The sequence below is a fragment of the Streptomyces sp. NPDC030840 genome (genome assembly GCF_055572015.1).
On sequence record NZ_JBVIEE010000003.1, the window covers coordinates 464704 to 486532 of the forward strand.

The following is a 21829-nucleotide window of genomic DNA, read 5'->3' on the forward strand; positions in this document are numbered from 1 at the left end:
GGTGAATAGTGGTTGATGGATTCACCGCCGGGCAAGCCCCGCAGCGTGAGTAAGCGGCGTGAGGTGTGGGGGAGTTGGTCGGAGGGGGCCGCGGTCAGACGGCGGCTTCCCAGGTGAACCCGTCCGGGTCGGTGAAGGGGCGGGCCGTGCCGCCGAGGACGACGCGGTGCGAGCCGGTGCCGTCGGCGGGGACGCCGAGGTCCTTGGCCAGGCCGCGCCGCTTGTACAGCGCCAGCTTGACGCGGCCGGCCTCGCCGGTGGCGAACTCGGCGTACTTGCCGCCGAAGCTCCTGGCCACGGTCAGGCCCTGGCCGACGTAGAACTGCTTGCTCGCCTTCACGTCCTCGACGCCGAGCAGGAGGACGATCTCGTCGATCTCGCGGGTGGCCGGGCCGGTGTCCTTCTTCGCCGAGGTCGCGACCTTCCAGATGGTCCCGTCCGGCGCCTGGACGACACCGCCGTAGCCCCACAGCGACTTCGCGGCGGGCTTCAGCACGGTGGCGCCGGCGTCCACGGCGGCACCGAGGAAGCCGTCCACGGTGGCCGGCCCGGACACGGTGAGCGCCAGGGTGAAGCCGCGGAATCCGGTGGAGGGCGCCTCGGACGCCCGTAGACGGATGTGGGTCTCCACTCCGAACGCGGTGTAGAAGCGGTGGGCGGCCTCGGGGTCGGACACCTCAAGGGTGACGGACGCGAGGGAGGTGGTGGACACGAGGGACGTGGTGGATGCGGTGGTTGCCATGCCCCTCACGCTAGGGTCCGTCCCCCGGCCGGGGCTTCTCGATTCCTGACCGGTCTCGTCTCAGTGGGTTCCTTCGGGCGCGAGTGCCTTCAGGGTGTGTATGAGGGCGTGGAATGGGGCCTGGGTGGTGGTGAGGATGGTGTCGGGGGTGTCGCTTTCGCGGAGGTGGATGGTGGCCGGGGTGGGGGCGGCGACGTAGAGGCAGTTGGAGGCGTCGCCGCTGTAGGTGGACTTCTGCCACGGGTGCGTGAACATGCTGGAGCCTCTCAGAGGTTGTGCGCGATGCGGTGGATGAGGTCGCGTGACGCTTCGGGGCTCAGGGCGTTTCTCTCCATGTGGTCGATCACGGCTCGGTACTTGTTCAACTGGGCCTCACCGTCGAGGAACTCGCAGCCGTGGTGGGTGTCCAGTTGCACGGTGTCGAGTTGGGGGACTGCTCCCGCCACGTAGTCGATGCCCTGGCCGGTGCCGTGGAAGCTTTCCGTGCCGAAGGGGATGACGCGGACGGTGACGTGGGCGAGTTCGCTCATGTCGATTAGGTGCTGGAGCTGTTTGGTGGCCACCTCCCGGCCGCCGTATCCCATTCTCAGCGCTGCTTCGTGGATCGTCGCCGTGTACGGGGTCGGGTCGTCCCGGTGCAGAACCCCCTGCCGTTTGATGCGATGGGTGAGGCGGTGCTCGATCTCGTAGGGCCGCAGTGGAGGGAACACGCCGCGGAAAAGGGCACGGGCGTGGTCTGTTGTCTGAAGCAGTGCGGGGATGTGGATGACGAGGGCCACGCGCAACTCGGTGGCGTGGTGTTCCAGTTCCGCGAGGTCGATCAGCCCAACGGGCAGGTGCTCCCGGTACTCGTCCCACCAGCCGCGTGCTCGCCCGCCGGTCATCGCGGCCAGGGCGTCGACCAGTGCCGGGTCGGCGCAGCTGTAGGTGCGGGCGAAGGTGCGCACCCGGTCCGCGCCGACCGCGTAACGGCCGGTCTCGATGCCGCTGATCTGTGCCTGCTTGACGCCCAGCAGTCCTGCGGCCGAGCTGGATGTCAGCCCCGCCTGCTCCCTGAGTTTGCGCAGCTCGGCGCCCAGGCGCTGCTGGCGGAGCGTGGGTGTGGTGCTGGGTGGCACTGGGTTTCTCTCTCCGACTGTGCGTCTCCGTGGTCACCCACAGGAGGGAATTGTGAACTCTAGGCTTCGATCGACGTTAAGTATCACATCGCGCCCCGCTATGGTGTTCACGTACCGCTCAACTGGCCCCGCCCATAAGCCGGAAGCGCACCACCCCAGGCACTGCCACCGCTCGGCGCCCGCCGTTGAGTGATTCAAGTCCCCTTCCTCCCCAGAGGTGTTCATGGTCACCGTATCGCCGCCTGCCCGCACGTCGCCCGAAATCTCCACTTCCGAGAGCTGGTGCTACGTCCTCCGCCTCCCCCACGACCCCCGCTCGGCCCGCGTCGCCCGGATGACCGTACGGGCCGCCCTCACCAGCCACGGCATGCAGGAACTCCTCGACGTCACCGAGCTGTTGACGTCGGAGCTGGTCACCAACGCCTACCGGTACGCGGAGGGCCCGGCATCGCTGCGACTGCGGGCGCTCGGGGAGGGCCGGCTCAGGGTCTTCGTGTGGGACACCAATCCGTACATCCCGCCACCCTTCGACGAACCCCCGGCGATGGGCGCGCCACCCGCCCCGCCTCCGTCGGACGCCACTCGCGGGCGCGGCCTGCTGCTCGTACGCCAGTGCGCGGACGCGTGGGGCGGGTGGCCGCTCGGAGGGGACCGGCTCGGACGGAGCGCGGGGAAGCTGATGTGGTTCGAGGTGGGTGGGGCGGGCGCCCGGCGTCAGGGAGTGGCGGCGTGAGGCCGGCGCTGTTGTCCGACTGCACCGCTACCGTGGTCAGCACAGAGTACGGACCGAAGGAGCCTCGCGTGAGCACTCGGCCTGATCACGGGCAGGAGCTGATCCCCCGGCCGGAGCGAACTCCCGAGGCCGTTCGTGTCGCTCTGGCTCGTATCGCCCCCCCCCATCGGCTGGGCGAGCTGGAACGACACAAGGAGCAGGCGCTCACAGCCGCTATCGCAGACGGCAAGATCGGTCACCTCCAGCACTGGCTCACGTACTGGCACGCGCAGGTCGAGATCGAACGCCGCCCCGACCTGTCCGCCCGCTACCACGCCGCGCTCGCCGCAGTACACGGTACGGACGGCAGGGACGACCCGGCGTTCCGGTCCGGCATGAACGAACTGACTGCCGTCGAAGCGGAGGCCCAGCAGGCGGTGTCCGCGTGACCTGGCAGTGGGAGTACGACCCGGACGAACAGCACGTCGCAGGTGGCGCCCCTCCCGCGTTACTGGCCGAGGTCGAGAAGAAGGCCGACGAACTGGTCCATGCCGCTGCGGGGCGGCTCTACATCATGCAGGTGACCTTTCTGTGAAAGACCAGGGCTCGAGTACAGCCGAATGCTCGAGCTGAGGAGCCGGAGGGCTCACGAAACCTGCCCGGCCGGCACGTTCAGGTCTCGCTGAGCAGCGGCATGATCACCTTCGCGCGGCTAGCCTCACTGGATTTGGGCTAAGTGGAATCAGGCCAGGAACTGCCAGGTCAGGAGGCCCACCCCCAATCCGCTGCCTCAGCCCCTCGCCTTCCCGGCCGCCCCATCGGCCAGCAGCCCTTCCGTGAACCGGTGCAGTCGCCGGGCCTCTCGACCGCGAACCCGGACCTCGCAGCAGCTCGCGCTGGTCATCCTCTTCCAGGCGTTCGGCACGACGGTGGACACCACGGGTGCGCTGCAGCCGGCCTGCCGTGTTCTCGCCGGCGCGGTCGTGATGTTCGCGGCGCGATCGGCGCCAGCCGGGCCCCTGCTGCGCGCGGTCACCGCCGATCCGGCGCGGGAGGCGGACTGAGGACGCGGAAAGTCAGGACAGCGGATTCAGATCTCCGTGGGAGGGAAGCTGCCCAGCGGCGGGGACGCCAGGGTCCTCAAGGCGGTCCCCAGGCCCTGGCCGGGTACGCGGAACACCGGGTACGCGCGACACGCGGGGAAACGAGAACGGAGCAAGACCATGGCGAAGATCCTTTTCGTGATGACCGGCGCCGACCGGTGGACACTGGCCGACGGCAGCCCGCACCCCACCGGCTTCTGGGCCGAGGAGGCCGTCGTGCCGTTCGAGGCGTTCAAGGCCGCCGGCCACGAGGTCACCATCGCCACCCCCGGCGGCGTCGTCCCGCCGGTGGACCCCGCGAGCCTCGCCCCCGAGGCCACCGGCGGCCCGGAGGACGCGGCGAGGTTCGAGTCCGTCGTGCAGAACGCCGACGAGTTCCGGAAGCCGGTCGCGCTGGCCGACGTGAGCCTGGACGCGTACGACGCCGTGTACGTGCCCGGCGGCCACGGCCCCATGGAGGACCTGTCGGTCGACGCCGACTCCGGCCGTCTCCTCGCGCGGGCCGTGACCGGCGGGATGCCCGTCGGCGTGGTGTGCCACGGGCCGGCGGCGCTGCTGGCCGCGACGAACGAGGACGGCAGCAACGCCTACGCCGGCTACCGCGTCACCGCCTTCACCAACGCCGAGGAGGAGCTGGCCGGCAACGCCGCGAAGGCCCGGTGGCTGCTGCAGGACCGGCTGACCGAGGCGGGCCTGACGGTGGAGACCGGCGAACCCTTCGCCCCCCACGTCGAGGTCGACCGCAACGTGGTCACGGGCCAGAACCCCGCGTCCTCGGCCCCGCTCGCCACCGAACTGCTGAAGAAGCTCGGCTGACGGTCCTGGCCGTCCTGGCCGTCCCTACCGTCCTGAGCCTCCCGCCGCGGGATGGGGGCCTAACGTGTCCGGCGGCAGCAAGAACTCGCTTCACTGAGCAGGAAGTCGAAGCCATGACCGACAAGCTCACCGTGACCGTCCTGGGCACCGGCATCATGGGCGCCGCGATGGCCCGTAACCTCGCCCGCGCCGGACACGGCGTACGCGTCTGGAACCGCAGCCGTGACAAGGCCGAGCCGCTGGCCGCGGACGGCGCGCACGTCGCGGGCACGCCCGCCGAGGCGGTCCGGGGCGCCGACGTCGTCCTGACCATGCTGTACGACGGCCCGGCCGCCCTGGACGTGATGAGGCAGGCGGCCGATGCCCTGCGTCCGGGTGCCGCCTGGGCGCAGTCCACGACCGTGGGCATCGGGGCGATCGGCGAGCTCGCCGGCTTCGCCCGCGAGCACCAGCTGGTCTTCTACGACGCCCCGGTGCTCGGCACGCGGCAGCCCGCGGAGGCCGGACAGCTGACCGTGCTCGCGGCCGGGCCCGTCGAGGGCCGTGACACGGTGACGCCGGTCTTCGACGCGGTCGGCGCCCGTACGGTGTGGACCGGCGAGGACGGCGCGGCGGGCAGCGCCACCCGGCTGAAACTGGTGGCCAACAGCTGGGTGCTCGCGGCGACCAGCGCGACCGGCGAGGTCCTGGCCCTGGCCGAGGCCCTCGGCGTGGACCCGCGGAGGTTCTTCGACATCATCGAGGGCGGGCCGCTCGACATGGGGTACCTGCGGGCGAAGGCCGGGCTGATCCTCGACGGGAAGCTCTCCCCCGCGTCCTTCGCCGTGGCCACCGCCGTCAAGGACGCCCGGCTGATCGTCGCCGCGGGCGAGGAGAACGGCGTCCGGCTCGACGTGGCCGCCGCGAGCGCCGAACGCCTGGCCCGCGCCGCCGAGCAGGGCCACGGCGACGAGGACATGGCCGCCGCGTACTACGCGAGCTTCGACGAGGGACCGTAACCCTCACAGGCGCAGCACCACGAGCGCGGTGTCGTCGTCCGAGCCCTTCTCGGGGTCGGGGGCCAGGTGGTCCAGTACGGCGTCGGCGAGTCTCTCGGCGTCCAGGGCGTGGTGCCGTTCGAGGGAGTCGGCGAGGCGGCGCAGGCCCGTGTCGATGTCCTCGTCGCGGCGTTCGACGAGACCGTCGGTGTACAGGACGAGGGTGGCGCCGGTTGAGTAGGGCACCGTCGCCTCCTCCCGGGCGGCGAGGTCGTCGCCGGCGCCCAGGGGCGGGTCGGTGGCCCCGTCCAGGAATTCGACGGTTCCGTCAGCGTGCGCCAGGAGCGGGGGCGGGTGGCCGGCGCGGCTGTAGGTGACGGTCCGCCGGGAGCGGTCCACGACGGCCTGGACGACGGTCGTGGCGAGGGCGCCGTCGACGGTCAGCGCGTGCCGGGCGAGCGTCGTCAGCGCGGAGGTGGGCCGTCCGGTGGCCCGGATCGCGGCGCTGAGCGCGTTGCGCAGCTGGCCCATGACGCCGGCCGCCTCCAGCCCGTGGCCGACCACGTCGCCCACCGCCACGGCCAGCCGGTCCGCGTCGAGTTCGAACAGGTCGTACCAGTCGCCGCAGACATGGAGGAAGCCGACCGCGGGCCGGTAGCGCACGGCCACGGCGGGGTCCTCGGCCGACGCGGGCGCGGGCAGCATGGAGCGCTGCAGGGTGACGGCGATCTCGCGGAGCCGTGCCTGGTCCTCGCGCAGCCGTTCGTTGAGCTCCTGCAGTTCCTGGGAGCGGGTGATCAGGTCGGCGGCCATGGCGTCCTCGCGGCTGAGCACCCTGCCCGGGGTGACGCGGAGGGCCCGGCGGGGGCGGACGAGGTCGGTGACCTCCTCGACGCGGTGGACGACGAGCACGACCCGGCCGCCGGCGTCGAGGACCGGGACGTTGACCGGGCTCCAGTACCGCTCCTCGTACACACCGGGACGGTCCGGCACCTCCACGGAGTACTTCTGCAGGGCCATCGTGTCCGGTTCACCGGTGGCGAGCACCCGCTCCAGCGACGTGCGCAGGAAGCGCGGGCCGCTGGCCTCCGGGTCGGACGGGTCGTCGGGGAACACGTCGAACACGTACTGTCCGACCAGCTCCGCGAGGCTCCGCCCGGAGGTCCGCACGAAGGCCCGGTTCGCGTCGGCGATCACCAGGGCGGGCGTGAGCAGGAGCGTGGGCACGGGCAGCGCCTGGAAGACCGCCGCGTAGTCGACCGCGGTGCCCGGGCCGTGTCGGGCGGCAGGAGCGCCACCGCTGCTCATGCCTCATGTGTACTCCGCGCGCGGGAGCCGTGCGACCCGGCGCGTACGAGTGGCCGCGGGAGAGGGACGAGAGGGAGGTGGGGGCCGGTCGGCGGCCAGCACGCCCCATGTCCTTTTTATGGTGCTTTGCGCTGTTTTATCGGTCGGGTGGTGGTTAGTCGAGGGGTGAGGTACGGAGGCCAAGGAACAAGCCGGGAGGTCACCGACCACGTCGCGGCAACGAGAGGAACCCAGATGATCACCCGAGAGCAGATCCCCATGGTGCTTGACCACCCGGTCCACGACGCCAGGGGCGACAAGATCGGCGACGCCAGGCACGTCTTCTTCGACGACGTCACCGGTGAGCCGGAGTGGGTCAGCGTGAAGACCGGCCTGTTCGGCACCAACGAGACCTTCGTCCCCATCCACGACGCCTCCGTCGTCGAGGACCACCTCGAGGTGCCGTACGCCAAGGACAAGGTCAAGGACGCGCCCAACGTCGACGTCGACGCCGGCGGCCACCTGTCCGAGCAGGAGGAACACCGCCTGTACGACTACTACGGCATCGGCTGGGACACCGCCTGGCAGGAGCCGCGGGCGGCGCAGACGGGCACTGCCCCGACCACCGCCACCCCCACCGACGACGCGATGACGCGGTCGGAGGAGGAGCTGTACGTCGGCACCGAACGCCGTGAGGCCGGACGTGCGCGGCTGCGCAAGTACGTCGTCACCGAAGAGCAGCAGGTGACCGTCCCCGTACGCCACGAAGAGGTCCGCGTCGAGCGCGAGCCGATCACCGACGCCAACATCGACAAGGCGATGGCGGGACCGGAGATCTCGGAGGCGGAACACGAGGTCGTCCTCCACGAGGAGGAGGCGGTGGTGGAGACCCGGGCCGTGCCCAAGGAGCGGATCCGCATGACCACCGAGGAGGTCACGGAGGAGGAAACCGTCACCGGTGAGGTCCGCAAGGAACGCATCGAGGCCGAGGCCGAGGAAACCGAGGAGCCCGGAAAGCGGCGCCCCGGTCAGTGACCCTCGGCTGACTCCAGCACGCGAGCGCCCGGGACGGGAAGGGCGACGGCCCCCGCCCGGGTGCCCGTATGGGCACAGGGCTCCGGCCCGGGAGTCCGGATGGGCACAGCCCTCGCCTGGGCGTCCGGATGGGCGTAGGACTCCTAACACGAGTGGTGGGCTTGACCTGGTCAGAGGTCGGTGTCGTGCACGCGGCCGCCGGATGGCGACGCGGTCAGCCGCGTAGTCGCACGCGATAAACCTGGCGACGTCGGCGATCATCCCCGGGATACTGGTCGCCCATGGATCAGGTCAAAGTCGTCGTCGCCCATTCCGAGCGCGCGACTCTGCGCGTCGGCGACGTGTTCTTCAAGGTGGACGCCGATCAGGCGCGCATTGACGTCGAAGTCGAGGCGATGTCCCTCGCGCCGGTCCCGACCCCGGAGGTCCTGTGGCGCAAGCCGCCCGTGCTCGCGATCGCCGCACTCCCGGGGACGACGCTTGGGCGCCTCGGCGGGCCGTCGACCGGGTCGCCGGCGGCGTGGGCCGCGGCGGGCGCCGTCATCCGGAAGCTGCACGAAGCGCCGCTGCCGCCCTGGGCCGGCCGGCGCCGCCGGAGTCCCGACGAGTTGGTGGTGGAACTCGACGGCGAGTGCGAGTTGCTCGTGACGAACGGCGTCCTGCCCGCCGACCTGGTCACCCGCAACCGCCAGGTCGCCGAGGCCGCGCTCCGGCCGTGGACTCCGGCGTTCACGCACGGCGACCTGCAGATCGATCACGTCTTCGTCGACGGCGACGAGGTCACGGGCATCATCGACTGGTCCGAGGCGGGCCGGGGTGATGCCCTGTTCGACCTCGCTACTCTGACGCTCGGACACGAGGAGCACCTCGGCGACGTCATCGCCGGTTATGGCACCGACGTCGACCTCGACGTGATCCACGCGTGGTGGTCGTTGCGAAGCCTGCTGGGGGTTCGCTGGCTGGTCGAGCACGGCTTCGACCCGTTCGCGCCGGGCTGTGAGGTCGACGTGCTGAGATCCCGGATGTGACACTGCGCGGGCCCGACTGCTACGACTGCGTTCTGACGCATCGAGCAGGCCAACCCCTGGGACGATCGCTCGCCCTTGCGCGTCCGGCTCGGCGGCGGTCCCTCCTCACTGCCGAGTCCCGCGGCGCGGGCTGCGGCGGCCGCCGAGCACTGTTCTGCGGAACGGTGGCGCCGGCGGTGTCGGATGAGGCAGACGCTCCGTCATATCGGTCCGCTCCCTTGCGCGCTGGAGAGATCTCACCGGGTCTGATCCTCCGTGGGGAGGATGTAAGGCGCATGGTCAGTCCATGACAATTACGCGGTCAGTGCCTCGCAGGTACTCGCATGTCCGGACCTGGAAAGGAACCAACCTTGCGCATCACCCGGCTCATCGGCACCGTCCTGGGCACCACGCTCCTGCTGACCACCGCGTTACCCGCGGCGTCCGCCGGCACCGGAACCACCCCACCCGCGGACGGACTGGACCGCGCCGCCCTGCGCACCACGCTCGGCGCCGTGCACGAGGCCGGCATGTACGGTGCCTTCTCGTCCGTCCGTGAGGGCGACGACCGGTGGACCGGCGCGGCCGGGCTCGCGGACGTGGACACGAAACGCCCCGTCACCCCCGGCATGCGGCAGCGCGTGGGCAGCATCAGCAAGACCTTCACCGCCGTCGCCGTGCTCCAGCAGGTGGAACGCGGCCGGATACGCCTCGACGCGCCCGTCGCCGACTACCTCCCGGACCTCGTACCCGGTGAGCGCGGCCGGGAGATCACCGTCCGCATGCTGCTGAACCACACCAGCGGAATCGCCGACTACATCGCGGGCGCCTTCCCCTCCCTCGCGCAGGGCTCCACGTCCAGCCTCGACGAGGAACGTTTCCGCTCGATCCGCCCCGGCGAACTCGTCCGGCTCGGCCTGGAGGCGCCCGCCACCGGACGGCCCGGCGAACTGCCGGGGTCGTACTCCAACACCAACTACGTCGTCGCCGGGCTGATCCTGGAGAAGGTCACCGGCCAGGACGCGGGGACCTACCTCACCCGCAACGTCATCAACCGGGCCGGGCTGCGCCACACCACGTACCCGCGCACCCCGTACATCAAGGGCCCGCACGGCCGGATGTACGAGTCCTGGTACGGCCTGATCGACCCGCCCCGCGACTACAGCGTCTACGACATGTCGTGGGCGAACACGGCGGGCGCGATCGTCTCGACCACCGACGACCTCAACCGCTTCTACCGCGCCCTGCTGGAGGGCCGTCTGATCGGCCGGGCCGCCCTGGACGAGATGCGGCGCACCGTGCCGGTGCGCGTGGGCGCGGCCGTCCTCGACCACTACGGCCTCGGTCTCTACGCCCTCGACGTGCCCGGCTGCGGCCGGTTCTGGGGCCACGACGGCGCGGTCTTCGGGGCCGGCACGATCGCCCTGTCCAGCCCTGACGGCGAGCGCCAACTCGCCCTGGCCTTCAACCTGATGAAGTACCAGCGCCTCAACGAGGACGGCACCGCGTGGGAGCCGAGCCCGATCGACGACGCCCTCAACACGCACATCGCCCGCGCGCTCTGCCCGGCCACGGGGCCCGGGGCGGAGCCGGAGTCCCGGACGGCGACCGCCGACACCCGCCGGCTGCTCCCGGAGGTGCTGCCCGGTGCCGACCTGGCTCCCGGCACGTGGCTCAGCCGTCGCTGAGCACGCAGTAGTCGCTGGGCCGTGACAGGCTCGGAGGGGCGGTCGGCGCGCGCTTCCGCGCCCGGCCGCCCCTCGGTGTTGGTACGGAGAGGCTCGGCGCCGGTACGGAGAGGGCGGCGTGCCGCTCGTGGATCCCCGTGGCGTATAACCGCCCCATGCTCTACCACATAGTCCCGCTCGCCGACTGGACCGCCGACCCGGCCCGGCCGTACGCCCCCTCCTCCCTCGCGGAGGACGGATTCGTGCACTGCTCGCCCGACGAGCCGACCACGCTGGCCGTCGTCAACGCCTTCTACCGGACCGCGCCGAGGCCGCTGCTGGTGCTGCTGCTCGAAGAGGAACGGCTGACCGCCACGGTGGAGTGGGAGGAGCCGGTTCCCGTGCCGCCGCCCGGGGTCCCGGAGGACGTCCGGTTCCCCCATGTCTTCGGGCCGCTCGACCGCGACGCCGTCGTGCGGGTCCTCACGGTCCGGTGGGACGAGGAGGGGCGGGCGGCAGGGCTGGAGGAGTCGAGCTGACCTCCCGGTCGGGCCGGCCCTCCGGTCGGGCCGGCCTTCCGGTCGGGCCGGCCTTCCGGTCAGCCCAGGCACACCACGAGCAGGCAGAGCTGATCCGGTGCCGTCTCCTCCGGGGCCGGGGTCGACGGTGTCGTGCCGGAGCCGGAGCCGGAGCCGGTGCCGGAGCCGGAGTCCGATCCCGAGCCCGAGCCCGAGTCGTCGGGCGGGGCGGGCGTGGGGGTCTGCGCGTCCGAGCCCGTGTCGTCGCTCTGGCCGGAGCCCGATCCGCCGGTGGAGGGGGAGGTGGGCTGCGGCTTCGGGGCCGCCGGCGTGTCCGTGCGGGGAGCGGTGTCCGTGTCCGGCCGGGCCTGCTGGCGGGAGACATGCGGCGGGGCGGCGGCGGACTGCTCGCGCGGGGAGTCGGTCTCGGGCGACTTCGCGGGGGCGGGCGAGGAGCCGCGCGCGTGCTTCCCCGGCGACTCGGGGAGGGTGTACTCCGTCGTCGGCTCCTCGACTCCGCCGTTGGTGCGCGGGAGTTCCGGCGCGGTGGCCGCCTGTGCCTTGTCGGTGGAGGAGGAGCGGTCCATCGAGGCGAAGGTCAGGCCGCCCCCGATGAGGGCGACGGTGGTCGCGACGACGGCACGGCGCTGGCTCTTCTTCCAGCGGGCCCGCTGGCGCCGCCGCGCGGCCCGCCCCTCCGGTGCGAGCGGGGCGCCTTCGGGGCCGGCTACGTCCTCGACGTCACCGGACGGGCCGGTCGCCGGGGACTCGTGCACGCCGGCTCCGAGCGCCGCCGTGCTGCCGGGACCGCTCTCGAACCACGAGTTCCGCGACTCCGCGGGCTCCCACGGCGCGGCCGTGTCCGCCGGGTCGCCGGTCGGCGCCGTGGTGGTCCGGGGCGGGAGGGAAAGGCCGCCCGAGGTCGCCGGAGCGATGTCCGGGGCGTAGGCGCCGCACCCGGGGCACACCAGGGCGCCATTGAGATGTCGACGGCACGAGGAGCAGTAGTCCATCAGTGGTGTCTTCCCGGGTTGACAGGGCCCCCGTCGACCCAGCCGGGGGCGGCCTGGTCACGGTCGCGCGTGGTATCGGTCGGCCTGTAACCGTAACGAGACATTCGAATGCGTGTGTGGAGGCCGTGTGACACTCCTGCACGGATTCCCCGGCCCGAAGCATGGGTTTCGGCCATCCGTCACTCGACGGACAGCGGATGAACGGGGTGTTCCCGGACGTTCGGCCCCGGATGTATCCCTCATCCCTTCCCCCTTTTTTCGGCCTCACCAGGCAACCTCGGCGGTCTTTTCAGCTGTCTCACAGATTGCTCACAGTTTCGGCGCGGGGTGCGTGGGATGCGCCCTGCCGTCGGTCGGCCGTGGGCTGTCCAGTCCGATGCCACTGACCATGGCACTCGCAGACGAGGAACCGATGACCAGACAGGAACACCGCAGTCGCGCACGGCGTGTCGCGCTCTCCACCGGAGCCGCGCTCACCGTGGTCGCCGCCGTCGCGGGGGCCGCTCCCGGGGCCGGGGCGGGCACGGCGAGCACACCCGGGACGCCGAAGCTCAAGCTCATCGCCGCGTCGAACTCCGTGACCCTCGACCGCTGGGAGGGGGAGGGCGGTGTCTACCTCGACCTCGGCACGTATCTCACGGTCGACGGCGCGCCGTTCGAGTTCAAGGTGACCCGCAAGTCGTACAAGGACCCGGTCGTCGCCAAGCAGGTCCTCCGCGACGGCACGACCACGAAGACGAGGAAGCTGCCCGCCGGGATGGTGAAGGACTTCACCGGACTGTCCGGCTTCCTCAACGTGACGATCAAGAACACGGCCGGCGAGGTCGTGGCCAAGGACAAGGGCACCTACTGCCCGAACAACGCCGCGGGCCGTATCCGCCCGGACGCCCCGGCGACCTCGCGCTACCCGGAGAGCTGCCCCACCAACCCGTTCACGCTGGGCTCCGTCTGGGGTGTCGAGAACGGCTGGGCGTCCAACACCAGCACGTTCGACTACAACCGGCCGGTGGACCTGCCGGCGGGCGAGTACACGGCCACGGTCTCGGTGGCCAAGAAGTACCGCGATCTGTTCGGCATCCCCGACGAACGGCCGCGCATCAAGTTGACGGTGCGGCAGTTCGACGACGGCGAGGGCGAGGGTCTGGCCTCCTCGCGGTCCTCCGCCCAGCACGGAGCCGGCCACGGCTCCGGCCACGGCGCGCCCTCCGCACCGTCCGGCCGGGCCTCCCACCACTACGGCCCCCGCGGCGCCGACGCCCCCACCCCGGGTGCCCTGTCGCACGCGCTGGTGGACCGCGGTACGGCGTCCCACCTGGGTGACGGGCGCGGACACACCGACGGCTCGCGCATCGCGCCCGCGCTCAAGCCGAACGCCAAGCGGCCCACCGGCCGCGCGGGCGTCCCGGCGGACGTGCCGAAGCCGGACCTGCGGTCCCTGCCGGCCTGGGACATCGCCATCACCGACGGCGAGGACGGCGACGCGCCGGGCAAGGACTACCTCGCCTTCAGCGCCAACGTCTGGAACGCGGGCCCCGCGCCCCTCGTCGTGGACGGCTTCCGCAGCCCCGGCAAGGACCTGATGGACGCGTACCAGTACTTCTACGACGCGGACGGCAAGCAGGTCGGGTACACGCCCACCGGCACCATGGAGTGGGACCCGCGCGAGGGCCACGAGCACTGGCACTTCACGGACTTCGCCAGCTACCGGCTGCTGAGCGAAGACCAGACCAGGGAGGTGCGCAGCGGCAAGGAGGCGTTCTGCCTGGCCAACACCGACGCCGTCGACTACACGGTCAAGAACGCCAACTGGCATCCGTACAACACCGATCTGGAGACGGCCTGCGGTCAGCAGAACTCGATCTCCGTGCGTGAGGTCCTCGACGTCGGCTCCGGCGACACGTACACCCAGTACCGTCCCGGCCAGTCCTTCGACGTCACCGACCTGCCGAACGGCACGTACTACATCCAGGTGATCGCCAACCCGGAGAAGCGGCTGAAGGAGACGAACCTCAAGAACAACGTCGCCCTCCGCAAGGTGATCCTGGGCGGTACGCCGGGCGCCCGCACCGTGCAGGTCCCGCCGCACGACCTGATCGACGCCCCGTAACCCGGCCCCACAGGACGAGAACCAGGGCCCGCAGGACGAAACTCCCAGGTCACCGACCTGGGAGTTTCGTACGTCGCGGGTGCCGTCACGGCGCTCGCAGGGCCTCGGCGGGCGGGGTGCGCAGGGCCTGACGGGTGGGCAGGTCGATGGTGAGGAACGCCGTCACCACGACCGTGACCGCGATGGCCGGCAGCAGCCAGACAGGGCCCTCTGGCCAAGGCCGGCCGAGGAAGCCCTGGCCGAGCAGCGCGAGCGGGACGGCGGACAGCAGCAGGCCCGTGGTGAGCGCGGCGGAGGCGATCACCGCGGCCTCCCGGCGCATCATCACCCGGATCTGACGTGGCGTCGTGCCGACCAGACGCAGGGCGGCGATCTCGGCCCGCCGCTGGGCGGTGGCGGCGACGAGCTTGTTGGCGATGCTCAGCAGCAGGTAGCCGAGCAGGACCACGATGACGGCCAGGTTGATCCACACCTCGGGCGGAGTTTCCGTGCCGTCCGTGCCGCCCGTACCGGAGCCGGGACCGGTGTCCTCCGTGGCCACGGCCAGGCCGGGCCGGGCGGCGGCCAGCGCGTTCAGGGCGCGCCCGGCGGCGGCGGTGCCGTCGGTGCGGACGAGGATGCTCTGGTCCAGGTCCGTCGAGGTGTGGCCGGCGGCCAGGTCGTGGGAGAGGACCACCGGGCCGAAGCCGAGGCCGCGGTCGTAGACGGCGACGACCCGGGCGTCGACCCTGGCCCCGTCACCGAGGACCAGCCGCACCCGCTGCCCCTTCTTGGCTCCGCGTGAGCGGGCGACCTCGCTGTTCACGGCGACCGTGGCGCCGGTCAGGGCGGCCAGGCCGCCGTCCCGTACGCCGAGGTCGACGACGTCCGCCGCGTTCGGCGCCAGGATCACCGCGGAACTCGACTCGGCCACCGTGTCCCCGAACTGACGGTACGACCACACGACGCTGGTCGTGCTGACGGGTGCCGCCGCCCGTACGCCCTTCACGTCCTTCAGGGCGGACAGGGTGTCCGGCGGCAGTCCGCCCAGGCCCGGCGCGCTCACGCGGTACTGGGCGAGGGTGCCGGTGCGGGTGTCCTGCTGGGTGGCGGCCATGACGGTGGTCTGCGCGAAGGTGTACGTCAGCACGAACACGACCGCCATGGCGAGCGGGCTGACGACGCTCGCGATCCGCAACGCGTAGGCGCGGACGTTGGCCATCGCGAGCCAGGTGGGGGCGGGCGTGCCGGGCCGCAGACGCCGTACCGCGGCGGTGCCCGCGCCCTTGACCAGGGCAGGTCCGGCCAGCGCCAGTCCGATCGCGGCGACGATGCCCGCGATGGACGTGGTGGAGGCACCGAGGACGGTACGGGACAGCAGGGGGGCCGCCGACAGGACGGTCGCGGCGACGATCAGCAGCAGGCCGGCGCGGGTCCGCAGCCTCGACGGCCGGCGGGGCTCGCTGCGGGACTCGGCGACCGCCTCGGTGGCCGGCATGCGGGAGGTGCGCCAGGCCGCGCACCGGGCCGAGATCCGCACGGACGCCGCCATGAGCACGATGGTGGCGAGCGCGGGGAACGGGCTGATGGCCAGGGGGAGTTCGGGCGGGAGGATGCCCCGGTCCGCGAGCATGCTCCGGAACTGACCGGCCAGCAGATAGCCCAGGCCCACGCCCGGCGCCACGGCCACGGCGGCGACGAGGGTCGACTGGGCGGCGGCCAGGCGGCGGATCTGCCGCGGGGTCGCCCCCACGGCACGCATCAGAGCCAGGTCCCGGCGCTGTCCGGCGACGGCCACGCCCAGCGCGCCCGCCGTGACGAACCCGGTGATCAGCAGGACGATCCCGGCGAGCGAACCGGACAGCAGCACGAGCAGCGAGCGGGCCGAGCCGGCGCCGGGCGCCACGGCCTCGCCGCGGTCCGCGCCGGTGAGGACCTTCAGCCCGGTGTCGGCGATCCGGTGACGTACCGCCGAGGCGACCCGGTTCTCGGTACCGGGCTCGGTCCGCAGGCCGATCAGGTCGACGGTCCCGGCGCGCGGTCCCCCGCCGACCGCGCTGTCACCGCCGTCGCGGCCGGAGAGCCGCGTGGCCGTCGCGTCGGCGAAGTAGACGGCGGCATCCGGCGCCGGCGTGGGCCGAGTCGCGCCGACCACCGCCGAGACGCGGTAGGACGCGGCGGGCCCGCCGTTCGCGACGACCTTCACCCGGTCACCCACCTGGACACCGGCCGCGGCGGCGGTCGCACGGTCCAGCGCGACCTCGCCGGTCCCGGACGGCGCACGGCCCTCGACGCGCTCGTCCGCCAGCAGCTTCGTGGAGGACCAGCCGTGTCCGGCCGATGCGGGGTCCCCGGCCCGCACCGGTACGACCTGCCCGTGCGCGTCGACGAGCGCGGCCGGGAAGCCGATGTCACCGACGACGTCGGTGACACCCGGCAGCCCGGACAGCCGGTCGACCAGGCCCGCCGGGACCGGGGCACGCTCGGGCAGCGCGATCGGCAGGTCCTGGTCCGGGTGGTACTCCTGGTCGGCGGCGACCACGACGTCCGCCCCGGCGAGCCGTCCTGGCGGCAGCTGGGAGCGCAGCCCGGACTCGGCGAGCACCCCGGTGGCGGTGATCATCAGCGCGCCGCCGAGGACCGCGCACGCCACGGCGAGCAGCGCGGTGATCCGGTGGGCGGCCATGCGCAGGGCGAGACGCAGCATGGTCAGCGCTCCCCCAACGCGACGAGACGGTCGGCCAGTCGCGGCGCGGTCGGGGCGTCCAGGGACTCGACCACCCGGCCGTCGGCCATCACCAGCGCCTGGTGGGCGCGGGCGGCGGCGGCCGGGTCGTGGGTGACCATCACGACCGTCTGGCGCAGCTCGTCCACGAGGTCGCGCAGCAGGTCGAGGACCTGGTGGGCGCTGCGCAGGTCGAGCGCGCCGGTCGGCTCGTCCGCGAACACGACGGCCGGTCTCGCCGCCAGCGCCCTTACCACGGCGGCCCGTTGCTGCTGGCCCCCGGAGAGCTCGCCCGGGCGGTGGTCGAGCCGGCCGGCGAGACCGACCCGCTCGACCAGCGTGCGCACCCAGTCCCGGTCGGGGCGGCGGCCGGCCAGGCGCAGCGGCAGCGTGATGTTGTCCTCGACGGAGAGCGAGGGGATCAGGTTGTACGCCTGGAAGACGAACCCGACGCGTTCCCGGCGCAGTTCGGTACGGCGGGTCTCGTTCAGGCCGGCGATCTCGTGGCCGTCGACGCGGACGCTGCCCGACGTGGGGGAGTCCAGCCCGGCGGCGCAGTGCATCAGCGTGCTCTTGCCGGAGCCGGAGGGGCCCATCACGGCGAGGAACGTGCCGTGTTCCACGGTCAGTGACACGTCGTCGAGGGCGCGGACGCCGCCCGCGTAGGTCTTGGAGAGCCGCGCCAGCGCGATGGCGGGCGCCTTCCGGGCGGTGGCCGCCGCGGCGGGTGCGCTCATCGGGAGGCCCGCAGCCCGCGCACGACGAGGACGGCCGCGCAGAGGGCGGTGACGACGCCGAAGGCCAGGTGCACCCCGATGCCGGCGCCGCCGAAGGAGGCCACCGAGTTGCCGACCACGCTGATCACCAGCACGGTCCACAGCAGCCCACGGACGACGTCCCCACGGGAGACGGCGGAGTCGGCGGAAGCAGGGGAGTCGGCGGGCGACGCCGTGCCGGGCGCGCCGGCGGCGGTCGTGAGGCGGTACGGGTCCGTGTGCGTGCTCGTCATGAGGGCTTTCCTCTGCTCGGTTTCCTCGGTGGCGGTGTGTCTCCGACGCTATGGACCGGGCCCCCTCCCGGCCGATCCCGCAGCCGACCCGGTTCGAGGTACAGCAGGCTGTACTTCCGCCGCTCCCGGGCTGCGGCCGAACTCGCGGGCTGCATAAGGTCGTTCGCCAACAAGGAAGGGAGGGCGCATGGCCATGCGGGACATCGCGGCCCAGGAGCGGGCAGGGGAGCGGCACGCGAACCTCAAGGACATCGCCGTACGGACCCTGAGCGCGGCGGGCAGCGCGACCGGACAGCTCGGGAGCGGACTGACCACGGCCCTGCTCGCCCTGCTCGTGCTGGTCTGGCTGGCCGTCACCGCCGTGACGAGTCTCGCCGGGGTCGGGCTGCTGATGGCGCCCGCCGCACTGGGCGCGCTGCACGCCCTGGCCGGCCGGGAACGCGCCCGGCTCGCCCGCTACGGCCCCGAGGTGTTCGCGCCCGACCCTCCGCCCACGCGGCTGCGGCTCGCCCTCGTCGACCCCACCACCCGGCGGGAGCTGCGCTGGCTGGGCCGGCACGCCACGCTCGGGCTGCTGCTGGGCCTGCTCGGTGTGCTGCTGCCGCTGGTCGCAGTCCGGGACACCGTCTTCCCGTTGCTGTGGCCGTTCGCGCCCAGGGACGCGACCGCCACGTCCGTCGGCCTCGGCACCGCGCAGTCCTGGCCCGAGGCGCTGGCCGTGTCCCTGCTCGGCGTGGGCTGGACCGCCATCATCCTGGGGCTCTCACCCGGGATGGCGCGGTTGCAGGCGGGGCCCGGGCGGCGGCTCCTCGCGGCCGGACCCGGCACCGATCTCTCCCTCAGGGTCGCGGAGTTGACCGCCACCCGCGCCGCCGCCCTGGACGCCCACGCCACCGAGCTGCGCCGGATCGAGCGCTCGCTGCACGACGGCACCCAGAACCGGCTCGTCACGGTCACCGTTCTGCTCGGCGCCGCCCGCCGCCAGGTGGCCCGCGACCCGGCCGGCGCCGACGAGATCCTCGAACGCGCCCAGTCCGCCGCCGAACAGGCACTGGCCGAGCTGCGCACCGTATCGCGCAGCATCCTGCCCCCGGTGCTGTCCGACCGGGGGCTGGCCGGAGCGCTCGCCGGGCTGGCCGCCGAGTGCGCGGTGCCCTGCCGGACCGACGTCGAGGCACCCGAGAGATGCGCCGCGTCCGTGGAGGCCACCGCCTACTTCGTCGTCGCCGAGGCCCTGACGAACATCGCCAAACACAGCGGCGCCACCCAGGCGGCGGTGACGGTCCGCGCCCGCGGCGGCCGGCTGAACCTTCGGATCGAGGACGACGGCCGGGGCGGAGCCGCCGAGGAAAGCGGCTCAGGACTCACCGGGATCCGCCGCCGCGTGGCCGCGCACGACGGTACGCTCCGCGTGACCAGCCCGGCCGGCGGGCCGACGACGCTCGAAGTGGACCTTCCCTGTGGATCGTGACCTGCTGACGGACCGTGACCAGCTGACGGACCGTGACCTGCGGATCGTGATAGCCGAGGACGACCCGTTGCTGCGCGAGGGGCTCGCGCTGCTGCTGCGCGCGGAGGGGCTCGACGTGGTGGCCACGGCGGGCACTCCCGACGGGGCGCTGGACGCCATCGACACGCACAAGCCCGACGTCGCCATCTTCGACGTACGGATGCCGCCCACCCACACCGACGAAGGCGTCCGCGCGGCCGTGGAGGCCCGGCGCCGCCGCCCCGGCCTCGCCGTCCTCGTGCTGTCCGCGTACGTCGAGCAGTCCTTCGCCACCGAGCTGCTCACCGGCGGCGTGAACGGCCTGGGCTACCTGCTCAAGGAACGGGTCGGCCGGGTGGAGGAGTTCCTCGACGCGCTGGGCCGGGTGGCGTCCGGCGGCACCGCCATCGACCCCGAGGTCGTCGCCCAGCTGTTCACCCGCTCCCACCAGGACACCCGCCTGGAACGGCTGAGCCCGCGCGAACGGGAGGTCCTCGCCCTCATGGCCGAGGGGCTCGGCAACAGCGCCATCGCCGAACGGCTCGTGGTCACGGACGGCGCGGTGCACAAGCACATCCGCAGCATCTTCGCCAAGCTCGACCTGTCGCCGGCCGACCAGGTGGACCGGCGTGTGGCCGCGGTCCTGCGGTACCTGGAGGACGCTCGCCGCACGGCGTGACGACCCCGGCGGTACAGCCTGCTGTACCGCTCCTCGGGGCACGCACGGCAATGACCCCCGGACGCGTGGCTGATGTGCTGAATCCATCACGTCAGCCCCCTCCGAAGGGACATCGCGGTGAGCACCCAAGCACCCGTCAGCACCGAGACCGCACCGGCCGTCGCCGCCGCCGACGGCGTACGGGAGAACCGCACGACCGGCCTGCGGGGCAGCATCCGCCGACGCCCCCTGACCTGGTTCTTCTCGCTGGCCTACCTGCTGAGCTGGGCGGCCTGGACGCCGTACGTGCTGTCCGGGAACGGCCTGGGCCTGTGGCACTTCGCTTTCCCCGGGGGCAGTGGCGGCAGCCAGCTCCTCGGCGTCCTGCCCGGCGCCTACCTCGGCCCGATCACCTCGGCGCTGCTGGTCACCGGGGTCACCGAGGGGCGTGCCGGACTGCGGTCCTGGCGGCGCCGGATGACGAGGTTCGGCGTCAGCTGGCGCTGGTACGCCGTGGTCCTGGTCTCGGTGCCCGCGGCGCTGACCATCGTCTCGATGGAACTGGGTGACCGCGCACCCCAGGTGCCGTCCGTCATGATCCTGGCCGCGTTCCTGCCCGGCCTGCTCCTCCAGATGGTCACCACCGGTCTCGCCGAGGAGCCCGGCTGGCGCGAGTTCGCCATGCCGCGCCTGCAGGACCGCCACGGTCCGCTGGCCGCCACGCTCATCGTCGGCCCGCTGTGGGGCGTGTGGCACCTGCCGCTGTTCCTGACCGAGTGGGGCGGCGAGCACGTGACCTGGGTGACGGTGCTGAAGTTCGTCGGGACCGCGGTCGCCTTCAGCTTCGTGATGACCTGGGTGTTCAACCGCTCCGGCGGCAGCATGCCGCTGGTCATGCTGCTGCACTGCGGTGTCAACAACTACTACTCCCTCGCCTGGTCGGACATGTTCCCGGGGCTGTCCACCGAGACCGCGAGCAGCGCCACCCTGCTCTGCACCGTGTCGGGAGCCCTGATCCTGGTCGTCGCCACCCGGGGGCGGCTCGGCTGCCAGCCGGCGTCCCGGAGCGGCGCCCTGCCGGGCCGGGGGGTCTGAGTGCGGGGTGTGTGTGAATGCGTGCGACCCTGCATCCCGAGGAACCGAACGCTCGTCCCTAAGAGCATGGACATGAAGGTTGACCCGGTGAACGATCACCAGACCGAGCTCCCGCTGCGCCCGGTCCGCCGAAGCGCATACGTCGCCATCGCGGCCCTCGCCCTGGCGGCCGTCGCCTGGGCGGTGCGCGCCGTATGGCACGTACGACTCGCCGTGGCGGGGATGCCGGCGTCCGGGCCGATGGACCAGGGCGGCGGGCAGCACCGCCTGCCGACCGCGCTGGAGGACAGCTACCACATCGTCAACGCCCTGGGCGCCCCCGTCACGCTGCTCTGCGCTGTCACGTTCGTGTCCTGGCTGGAGCGGGTGCGCGACAACGCGCGCGCGTTCTCGGGGGAGCGCCCGCGCTACTCCGGGATCTGGGTGTACGCGGGCTGGATCGTGCCCGTCATGAACCTCTGGGTGCCCCGCGGCATCGTCGTGGACGTCCACCGGGCGAGCGCCCCGGGTGAGCGGCTGCCGAGCGTCGTGAACTGGTGGTGGACGCTGTGGCTGGCCGGGATGGCCGGCGGGGTGGGCCTGATCTACGCCGACGACGAGGACGACGTCATCGTGCGCGCCTACACGGAGGTATGGCAGCTGCTGCTGGCCGACGCGGCCGTCATCGGCGCGGCCGTGGCCGCCGCCCTCGTCGTCCGCACTCTCACGAGGACGCAGCAGGACCGCCTGGACGGCTCCTCACCGGCGGCCACCGCATCCGGATCCACCGCAT

General features: G+C 72.4%; 23 protein-coding genes. 15 read left to right on the forward strand and 8 right to left on the reverse strand.

The annotated features are described in order from the left end of the window. Nucleotides 1-94: 94 nt before the first annotated feature. Genes ACZ49J_RS09395 through ACZ49J_RS09405 form a run of 3 tightly spaced genes read right to left on the reverse strand, consistent with a single transcriptional unit; the run spans nucleotide 95 to nucleotide 1860 of the window. The gene (locus ACZ49J_RS09395) at nucleotides 95-742 is read right to left on the reverse strand and encodes a glyoxalase (RefSeq protein WP_467446956.1); all 648 of its coding nucleotides are present in this window, start codon (nucleotides 740-742) and stop codon (nucleotides 95-97) included. A gap of 60 nt (nucleotides 743-802) precedes the next feature. Continuing rightward, nucleotides 803-997, reverse strand: coding sequence for a DUF397 domain-containing protein (locus tag ACZ49J_RS09400; RefSeq protein WP_467446957.1), 195 nt, complete (start codon nucleotides 995-997; stop codon nucleotides 803-805). Nucleotides 998-1008: 11 nt separating this feature from the next. Further along, the gene (locus tag ACZ49J_RS09405) at nucleotides 1009-1860 is read right to left on the reverse strand and encodes a helix-turn-helix domain-containing protein (protein WP_467446959.1); all 852 of its coding nucleotides are present in this window, start codon (nucleotides 1858-1860) and stop codon (nucleotides 1009-1011) included. 223 nt (nucleotides 1861-2083) lie between these two features. Between ACZ49J_RS09405 and ACZ49J_RS09410 the strand changes: the two genes are divergently transcribed. From ACZ49J_RS09410 to ACZ49J_RS09435, 6 genes are all read left to right on the forward strand, one after another. After that, entirely contained in the window at nucleotides 2084-2593 is a 510-nt protein-coding gene (locus ACZ49J_RS09410; protein WP_467446961.1) for an ATP-binding protein, read from the forward strand. A gap of 68 nt (nucleotides 2594-2661) precedes the next feature. Continuing rightward, the gene (locus ACZ49J_RS09415; RefSeq protein WP_467446962.1) at nucleotides 2662-3021 is read left to right on the forward strand and encodes a hypothetical protein; all 360 of its coding nucleotides are present in this window, start codon (nucleotides 2662-2664) and stop codon (nucleotides 3019-3021) included. Further along, nucleotides 3018-3167 (forward strand): hypothetical protein, encoded by a 150-nt coding sequence (locus tag ACZ49J_RS09420; RefSeq protein ID WP_467446964.1) that lies wholly within the window; start codon nucleotides 3018-3020, stop codon nucleotides 3165-3167. The genes ACZ49J_RS09415 and ACZ49J_RS09420 overlap by 4 nt, the downstream gene beginning before the upstream one ends. A gap of 241 nt (nucleotides 3168-3408) precedes the next feature. Further along, a complete protein-coding gene (locus ACZ49J_RS09425) occupies nucleotides 3409-3636 on the forward strand; it encodes a hypothetical protein (RefSeq protein WP_467446965.1) in 228 nt (75 codons plus the stop codon). Nucleotides 3637-3795: 159 nt separating this feature from the next. After that, nucleotides 3796-4491, forward strand: a complete 696-nt coding sequence (locus tag ACZ49J_RS09430) for a type 1 glutamine amidotransferase domain-containing protein (RefSeq protein WP_467446967.1) — start codon at nucleotides 3796-3798, stop codon at nucleotides 4489-4491. Nucleotides 4492-4604: 113 nt separating this feature from the next. Further along, on the forward strand, nucleotides 4605-5489 hold the full coding sequence (locus ACZ49J_RS09435) for an NAD(P)-dependent oxidoreductase (RefSeq protein WP_467446968.1): 885 nt from the start codon (nucleotides 4605-4607) through the stop codon (nucleotides 5487-5489). A 3-nt stretch (nucleotides 5490-5492) separates the two neighbouring features. On the opposite strand, the gene ACZ49J_RS09440 is transcribed toward ACZ49J_RS09435, so the two are convergent. Further along, nucleotides 5493-6776, reverse strand: a complete 1284-nt coding sequence (locus ACZ49J_RS09440) for a PP2C family protein-serine/threonine phosphatase (RefSeq protein ID WP_467446969.1) — start codon at nucleotides 6774-6776, stop codon at nucleotides 5493-5495. 234 nt (nucleotides 6777-7010) lie between these two features. Here ACZ49J_RS09440 and ACZ49J_RS09445 point away from each other — a divergent pair, with 234 nt between their 5' ends. The 4 genes from ACZ49J_RS09445 (at nucleotide 7011) to ACZ49J_RS09460 (ending at nucleotide 11003) form a co-directional block, all read left to right on the forward strand. Beyond that, a complete protein-coding gene (locus ACZ49J_RS09445) occupies nucleotides 7011-7790 on the forward strand; it encodes a YsnF/AvaK domain-containing protein (protein ID WP_467446971.1) in 780 nt (259 codons plus the stop codon). A 281-nt stretch (nucleotides 7791-8071) separates the two neighbouring features. Then, a complete protein-coding gene (locus tag ACZ49J_RS09450; RefSeq protein ID WP_467446973.1) occupies nucleotides 8072-8818 on the forward strand; it encodes a phosphotransferase family protein in 747 nt (248 codons plus the stop codon). A gap of 350 nt (nucleotides 8819-9168) precedes the next feature. Continuing rightward, complete coding sequence (locus tag ACZ49J_RS09455; RefSeq protein WP_467446974.1) at nucleotides 9169-10485, forward strand: serine hydrolase domain-containing protein; 1317 nt, start codon at nucleotides 9169-9171, stop codon at nucleotides 10483-10485. Between the two features lie 155 nt (nucleotides 10486-10640). Continuing rightward, on the forward strand, nucleotides 10641-11003 hold the full coding sequence (locus tag ACZ49J_RS09460) for a DUF952 domain-containing protein (protein ID WP_467446976.1): 363 nt from the start codon (nucleotides 10641-10643) through the stop codon (nucleotides 11001-11003). Between the two features lie 59 nt (nucleotides 11004-11062). Here ACZ49J_RS09460 and ACZ49J_RS09465 read toward each other — a convergent pair whose 3' ends face one another. Continuing rightward, complete coding sequence (locus tag ACZ49J_RS09465; RefSeq protein WP_467446978.1) at nucleotides 11063-11995, reverse strand: SCO2400 family protein; 933 nt, start codon at nucleotides 11993-11995, stop codon at nucleotides 11063-11065. Nucleotides 11996-12407: 412 nt separating this feature from the next. On the opposite strand from ACZ49J_RS09465, the gene ACZ49J_RS09470 reads away from it, so the two are divergent. Next, nucleotides 12408-14102, forward strand: a complete 1695-nt coding sequence (locus ACZ49J_RS09470; RefSeq protein WP_467446979.1) for a lysyl oxidase family protein — start codon at nucleotides 12408-12410, stop codon at nucleotides 14100-14102. Nucleotides 14103-14187: 85 nt separating this feature from the next. On the opposite strand, the gene ACZ49J_RS09475 is transcribed toward ACZ49J_RS09470, so the two are convergent. Genes ACZ49J_RS09475 through ACZ49J_RS09485 form a run of 3 tightly spaced genes read right to left on the reverse strand, consistent with a single transcriptional unit; the run spans nucleotide 14188 to nucleotide 17815 of the window. After that, entirely contained in the window at nucleotides 14188-16788 is a 2601-nt protein-coding gene (locus ACZ49J_RS09475) for an FtsX-like permease family protein (RefSeq protein WP_467446980.1), read from the reverse strand. Nucleotides 16789-16790: 2 nt separating this feature from the next. After that, entirely contained in the window at nucleotides 16791-17543 is a 753-nt protein-coding gene (locus ACZ49J_RS09480) for an ABC transporter ATP-binding protein (protein ID WP_467446982.1), read from the reverse strand. Next, the gene (locus tag ACZ49J_RS09485; RefSeq protein ID WP_467446983.1) at nucleotides 17540-17815 is read right to left on the reverse strand and encodes a hypothetical protein; all 276 of its coding nucleotides are present in this window, start codon (nucleotides 17813-17815) and stop codon (nucleotides 17540-17542) included. The genes ACZ49J_RS09480 and ACZ49J_RS09485 overlap by 4 nt, the downstream gene beginning before the upstream one ends. A 193-nt stretch (nucleotides 17816-18008) precedes the next feature. Between ACZ49J_RS09485 and ACZ49J_RS09490 the strand changes: the two genes are divergently transcribed. From ACZ49J_RS09490 to ACZ49J_RS09505, 4 genes are all read left to right on the forward strand, one after another. After that, nucleotides 18009-19286 carry a sensor histidine kinase gene (locus ACZ49J_RS09490; RefSeq protein ID WP_467447205.1) on the forward strand — a complete coding sequence of 426 codons (1278 nt, stop codon included), beginning with the start codon at nucleotides 18009-18011 and terminating at the stop codon, nucleotides 19284-19286. A 37-nt stretch (nucleotides 19287-19323) separates the two neighbouring features. Further along, nucleotides 19324-19983: a response regulator transcription factor gene (locus ACZ49J_RS09495; RefSeq protein ID WP_467447207.1), complete on the forward strand. Its 660-nt coding sequence runs from the start codon at nucleotides 19324-19326 to the stop codon at nucleotides 19981-19983. A gap of 117 nt (nucleotides 19984-20100) precedes the next feature. Then, on the forward strand, nucleotides 20101-21057 hold the full coding sequence (locus tag ACZ49J_RS09500) for a CPBP family intramembrane glutamic endopeptidase (protein WP_467446985.1): 957 nt from the start codon (nucleotides 20101-20103) through the stop codon (nucleotides 21055-21057). Between the two features lie 72 nt (nucleotides 21058-21129). Beyond that, a partial coding sequence (locus ACZ49J_RS09505) for a DUF4328 domain-containing protein (protein ID WP_467447209.1) occupies nucleotides 21130-21829 on the forward strand: 700 nt, incomplete at its 3' end.

What these genes read in the sequence shown, in the direction of transcription:
- ACZ49J_RS09395 (WP_467446956.1), bottom strand. Translation starts at nt 742, where the DNA reads ATGGCAACCACCGCATCCACCACGTCCCTCGTGTCCACCACCTCCCTC.
- ACZ49J_RS09400 (WP_467446957.1), bottom strand. Translation starts at nt 997, where the DNA reads ATGTTCACGCACCCGTGGCAGAAGTCCACCTACAGCGGCGACGCCTCC.
- ACZ49J_RS09410 (WP_467446961.1), top strand. Translation starts at nt 2,084, where the DNA reads ATGGTCACCGTATCGCCGCCTGCCCGCACGTCGCCCGAAATCTCCACT.
- ACZ49J_RS09430 (WP_467446967.1), top strand. Translation starts at nt 3,796, where the DNA reads ATGGCGAAGATCCTTTTCGTGATGACCGGCGCCGACCGGTGGACACTG.
- ACZ49J_RS09435 (WP_467446968.1), top strand. Translation starts at nt 4,605, where the DNA reads ATGACCGACAAGCTCACCGTGACCGTCCTGGGCACCGGCATCATGGGC.
- ACZ49J_RS09440 (WP_467446969.1), bottom strand. Translation starts at nt 6,776, where the DNA reads ATGAGCAGCGGTGGCGCTCCTGCCGCCCGACACGGCCCGGGCACCGCG.
- ACZ49J_RS09445 (WP_467446971.1), top strand. Translation starts at nt 7,011, where the DNA reads ATGATCACCCGAGAGCAGATCCCCATGGTGCTTGACCACCCGGTCCAC.
- ACZ49J_RS09450 (WP_467446973.1), top strand. Translation starts at nt 8,072, where the DNA reads ATGGATCAGGTCAAAGTCGTCGTCGCCCATTCCGAGCGCGCGACTCTG.
- ACZ49J_RS09460 (WP_467446976.1), top strand. Translation starts at nt 10,641, where the DNA reads ATGCTCTACCACATAGTCCCGCTCGCCGACTGGACCGCCGACCCGGCC.
- ACZ49J_RS09465 (WP_467446978.1), bottom strand. Translation starts at nt 11,995, where the DNA reads ATGGACTACTGCTCCTCGTGCCGTCGACATCTCAATGGCGCCCTGGTG.
- ACZ49J_RS09470 (WP_467446979.1), top strand. Translation starts at nt 12,408, where the DNA reads ATGACCAGACAGGAACACCGCAGTCGCGCACGGCGTGTCGCGCTCTCC.
- ACZ49J_RS09475 (WP_467446980.1), bottom strand. Translation starts at nt 16,788, where the DNA reads ATGCTGCGTCTCGCCCTGCGCATGGCCGCCCACCGGATCACCGCGCTG.
- ACZ49J_RS09480 (WP_467446982.1), bottom strand. Translation starts at nt 17,543, where the DNA reads ATGAGCGCACCCGCCGCGGCGGCCACCGCCCGGAAGGCGCCCGCCATC.
- ACZ49J_RS09485 (WP_467446983.1), bottom strand. Translation starts at nt 17,815, where the DNA reads ATGACGAGCACGCACACGGACCCGTACCGCCTCACGACCGCCGCCGGC.
- ACZ49J_RS09490 (WP_467447205.1), top strand. Translation starts at nt 18,009, where the DNA reads ATGCGGGACATCGCGGCCCAGGAGCGGGCAGGGGAGCGGCACGCGAAC.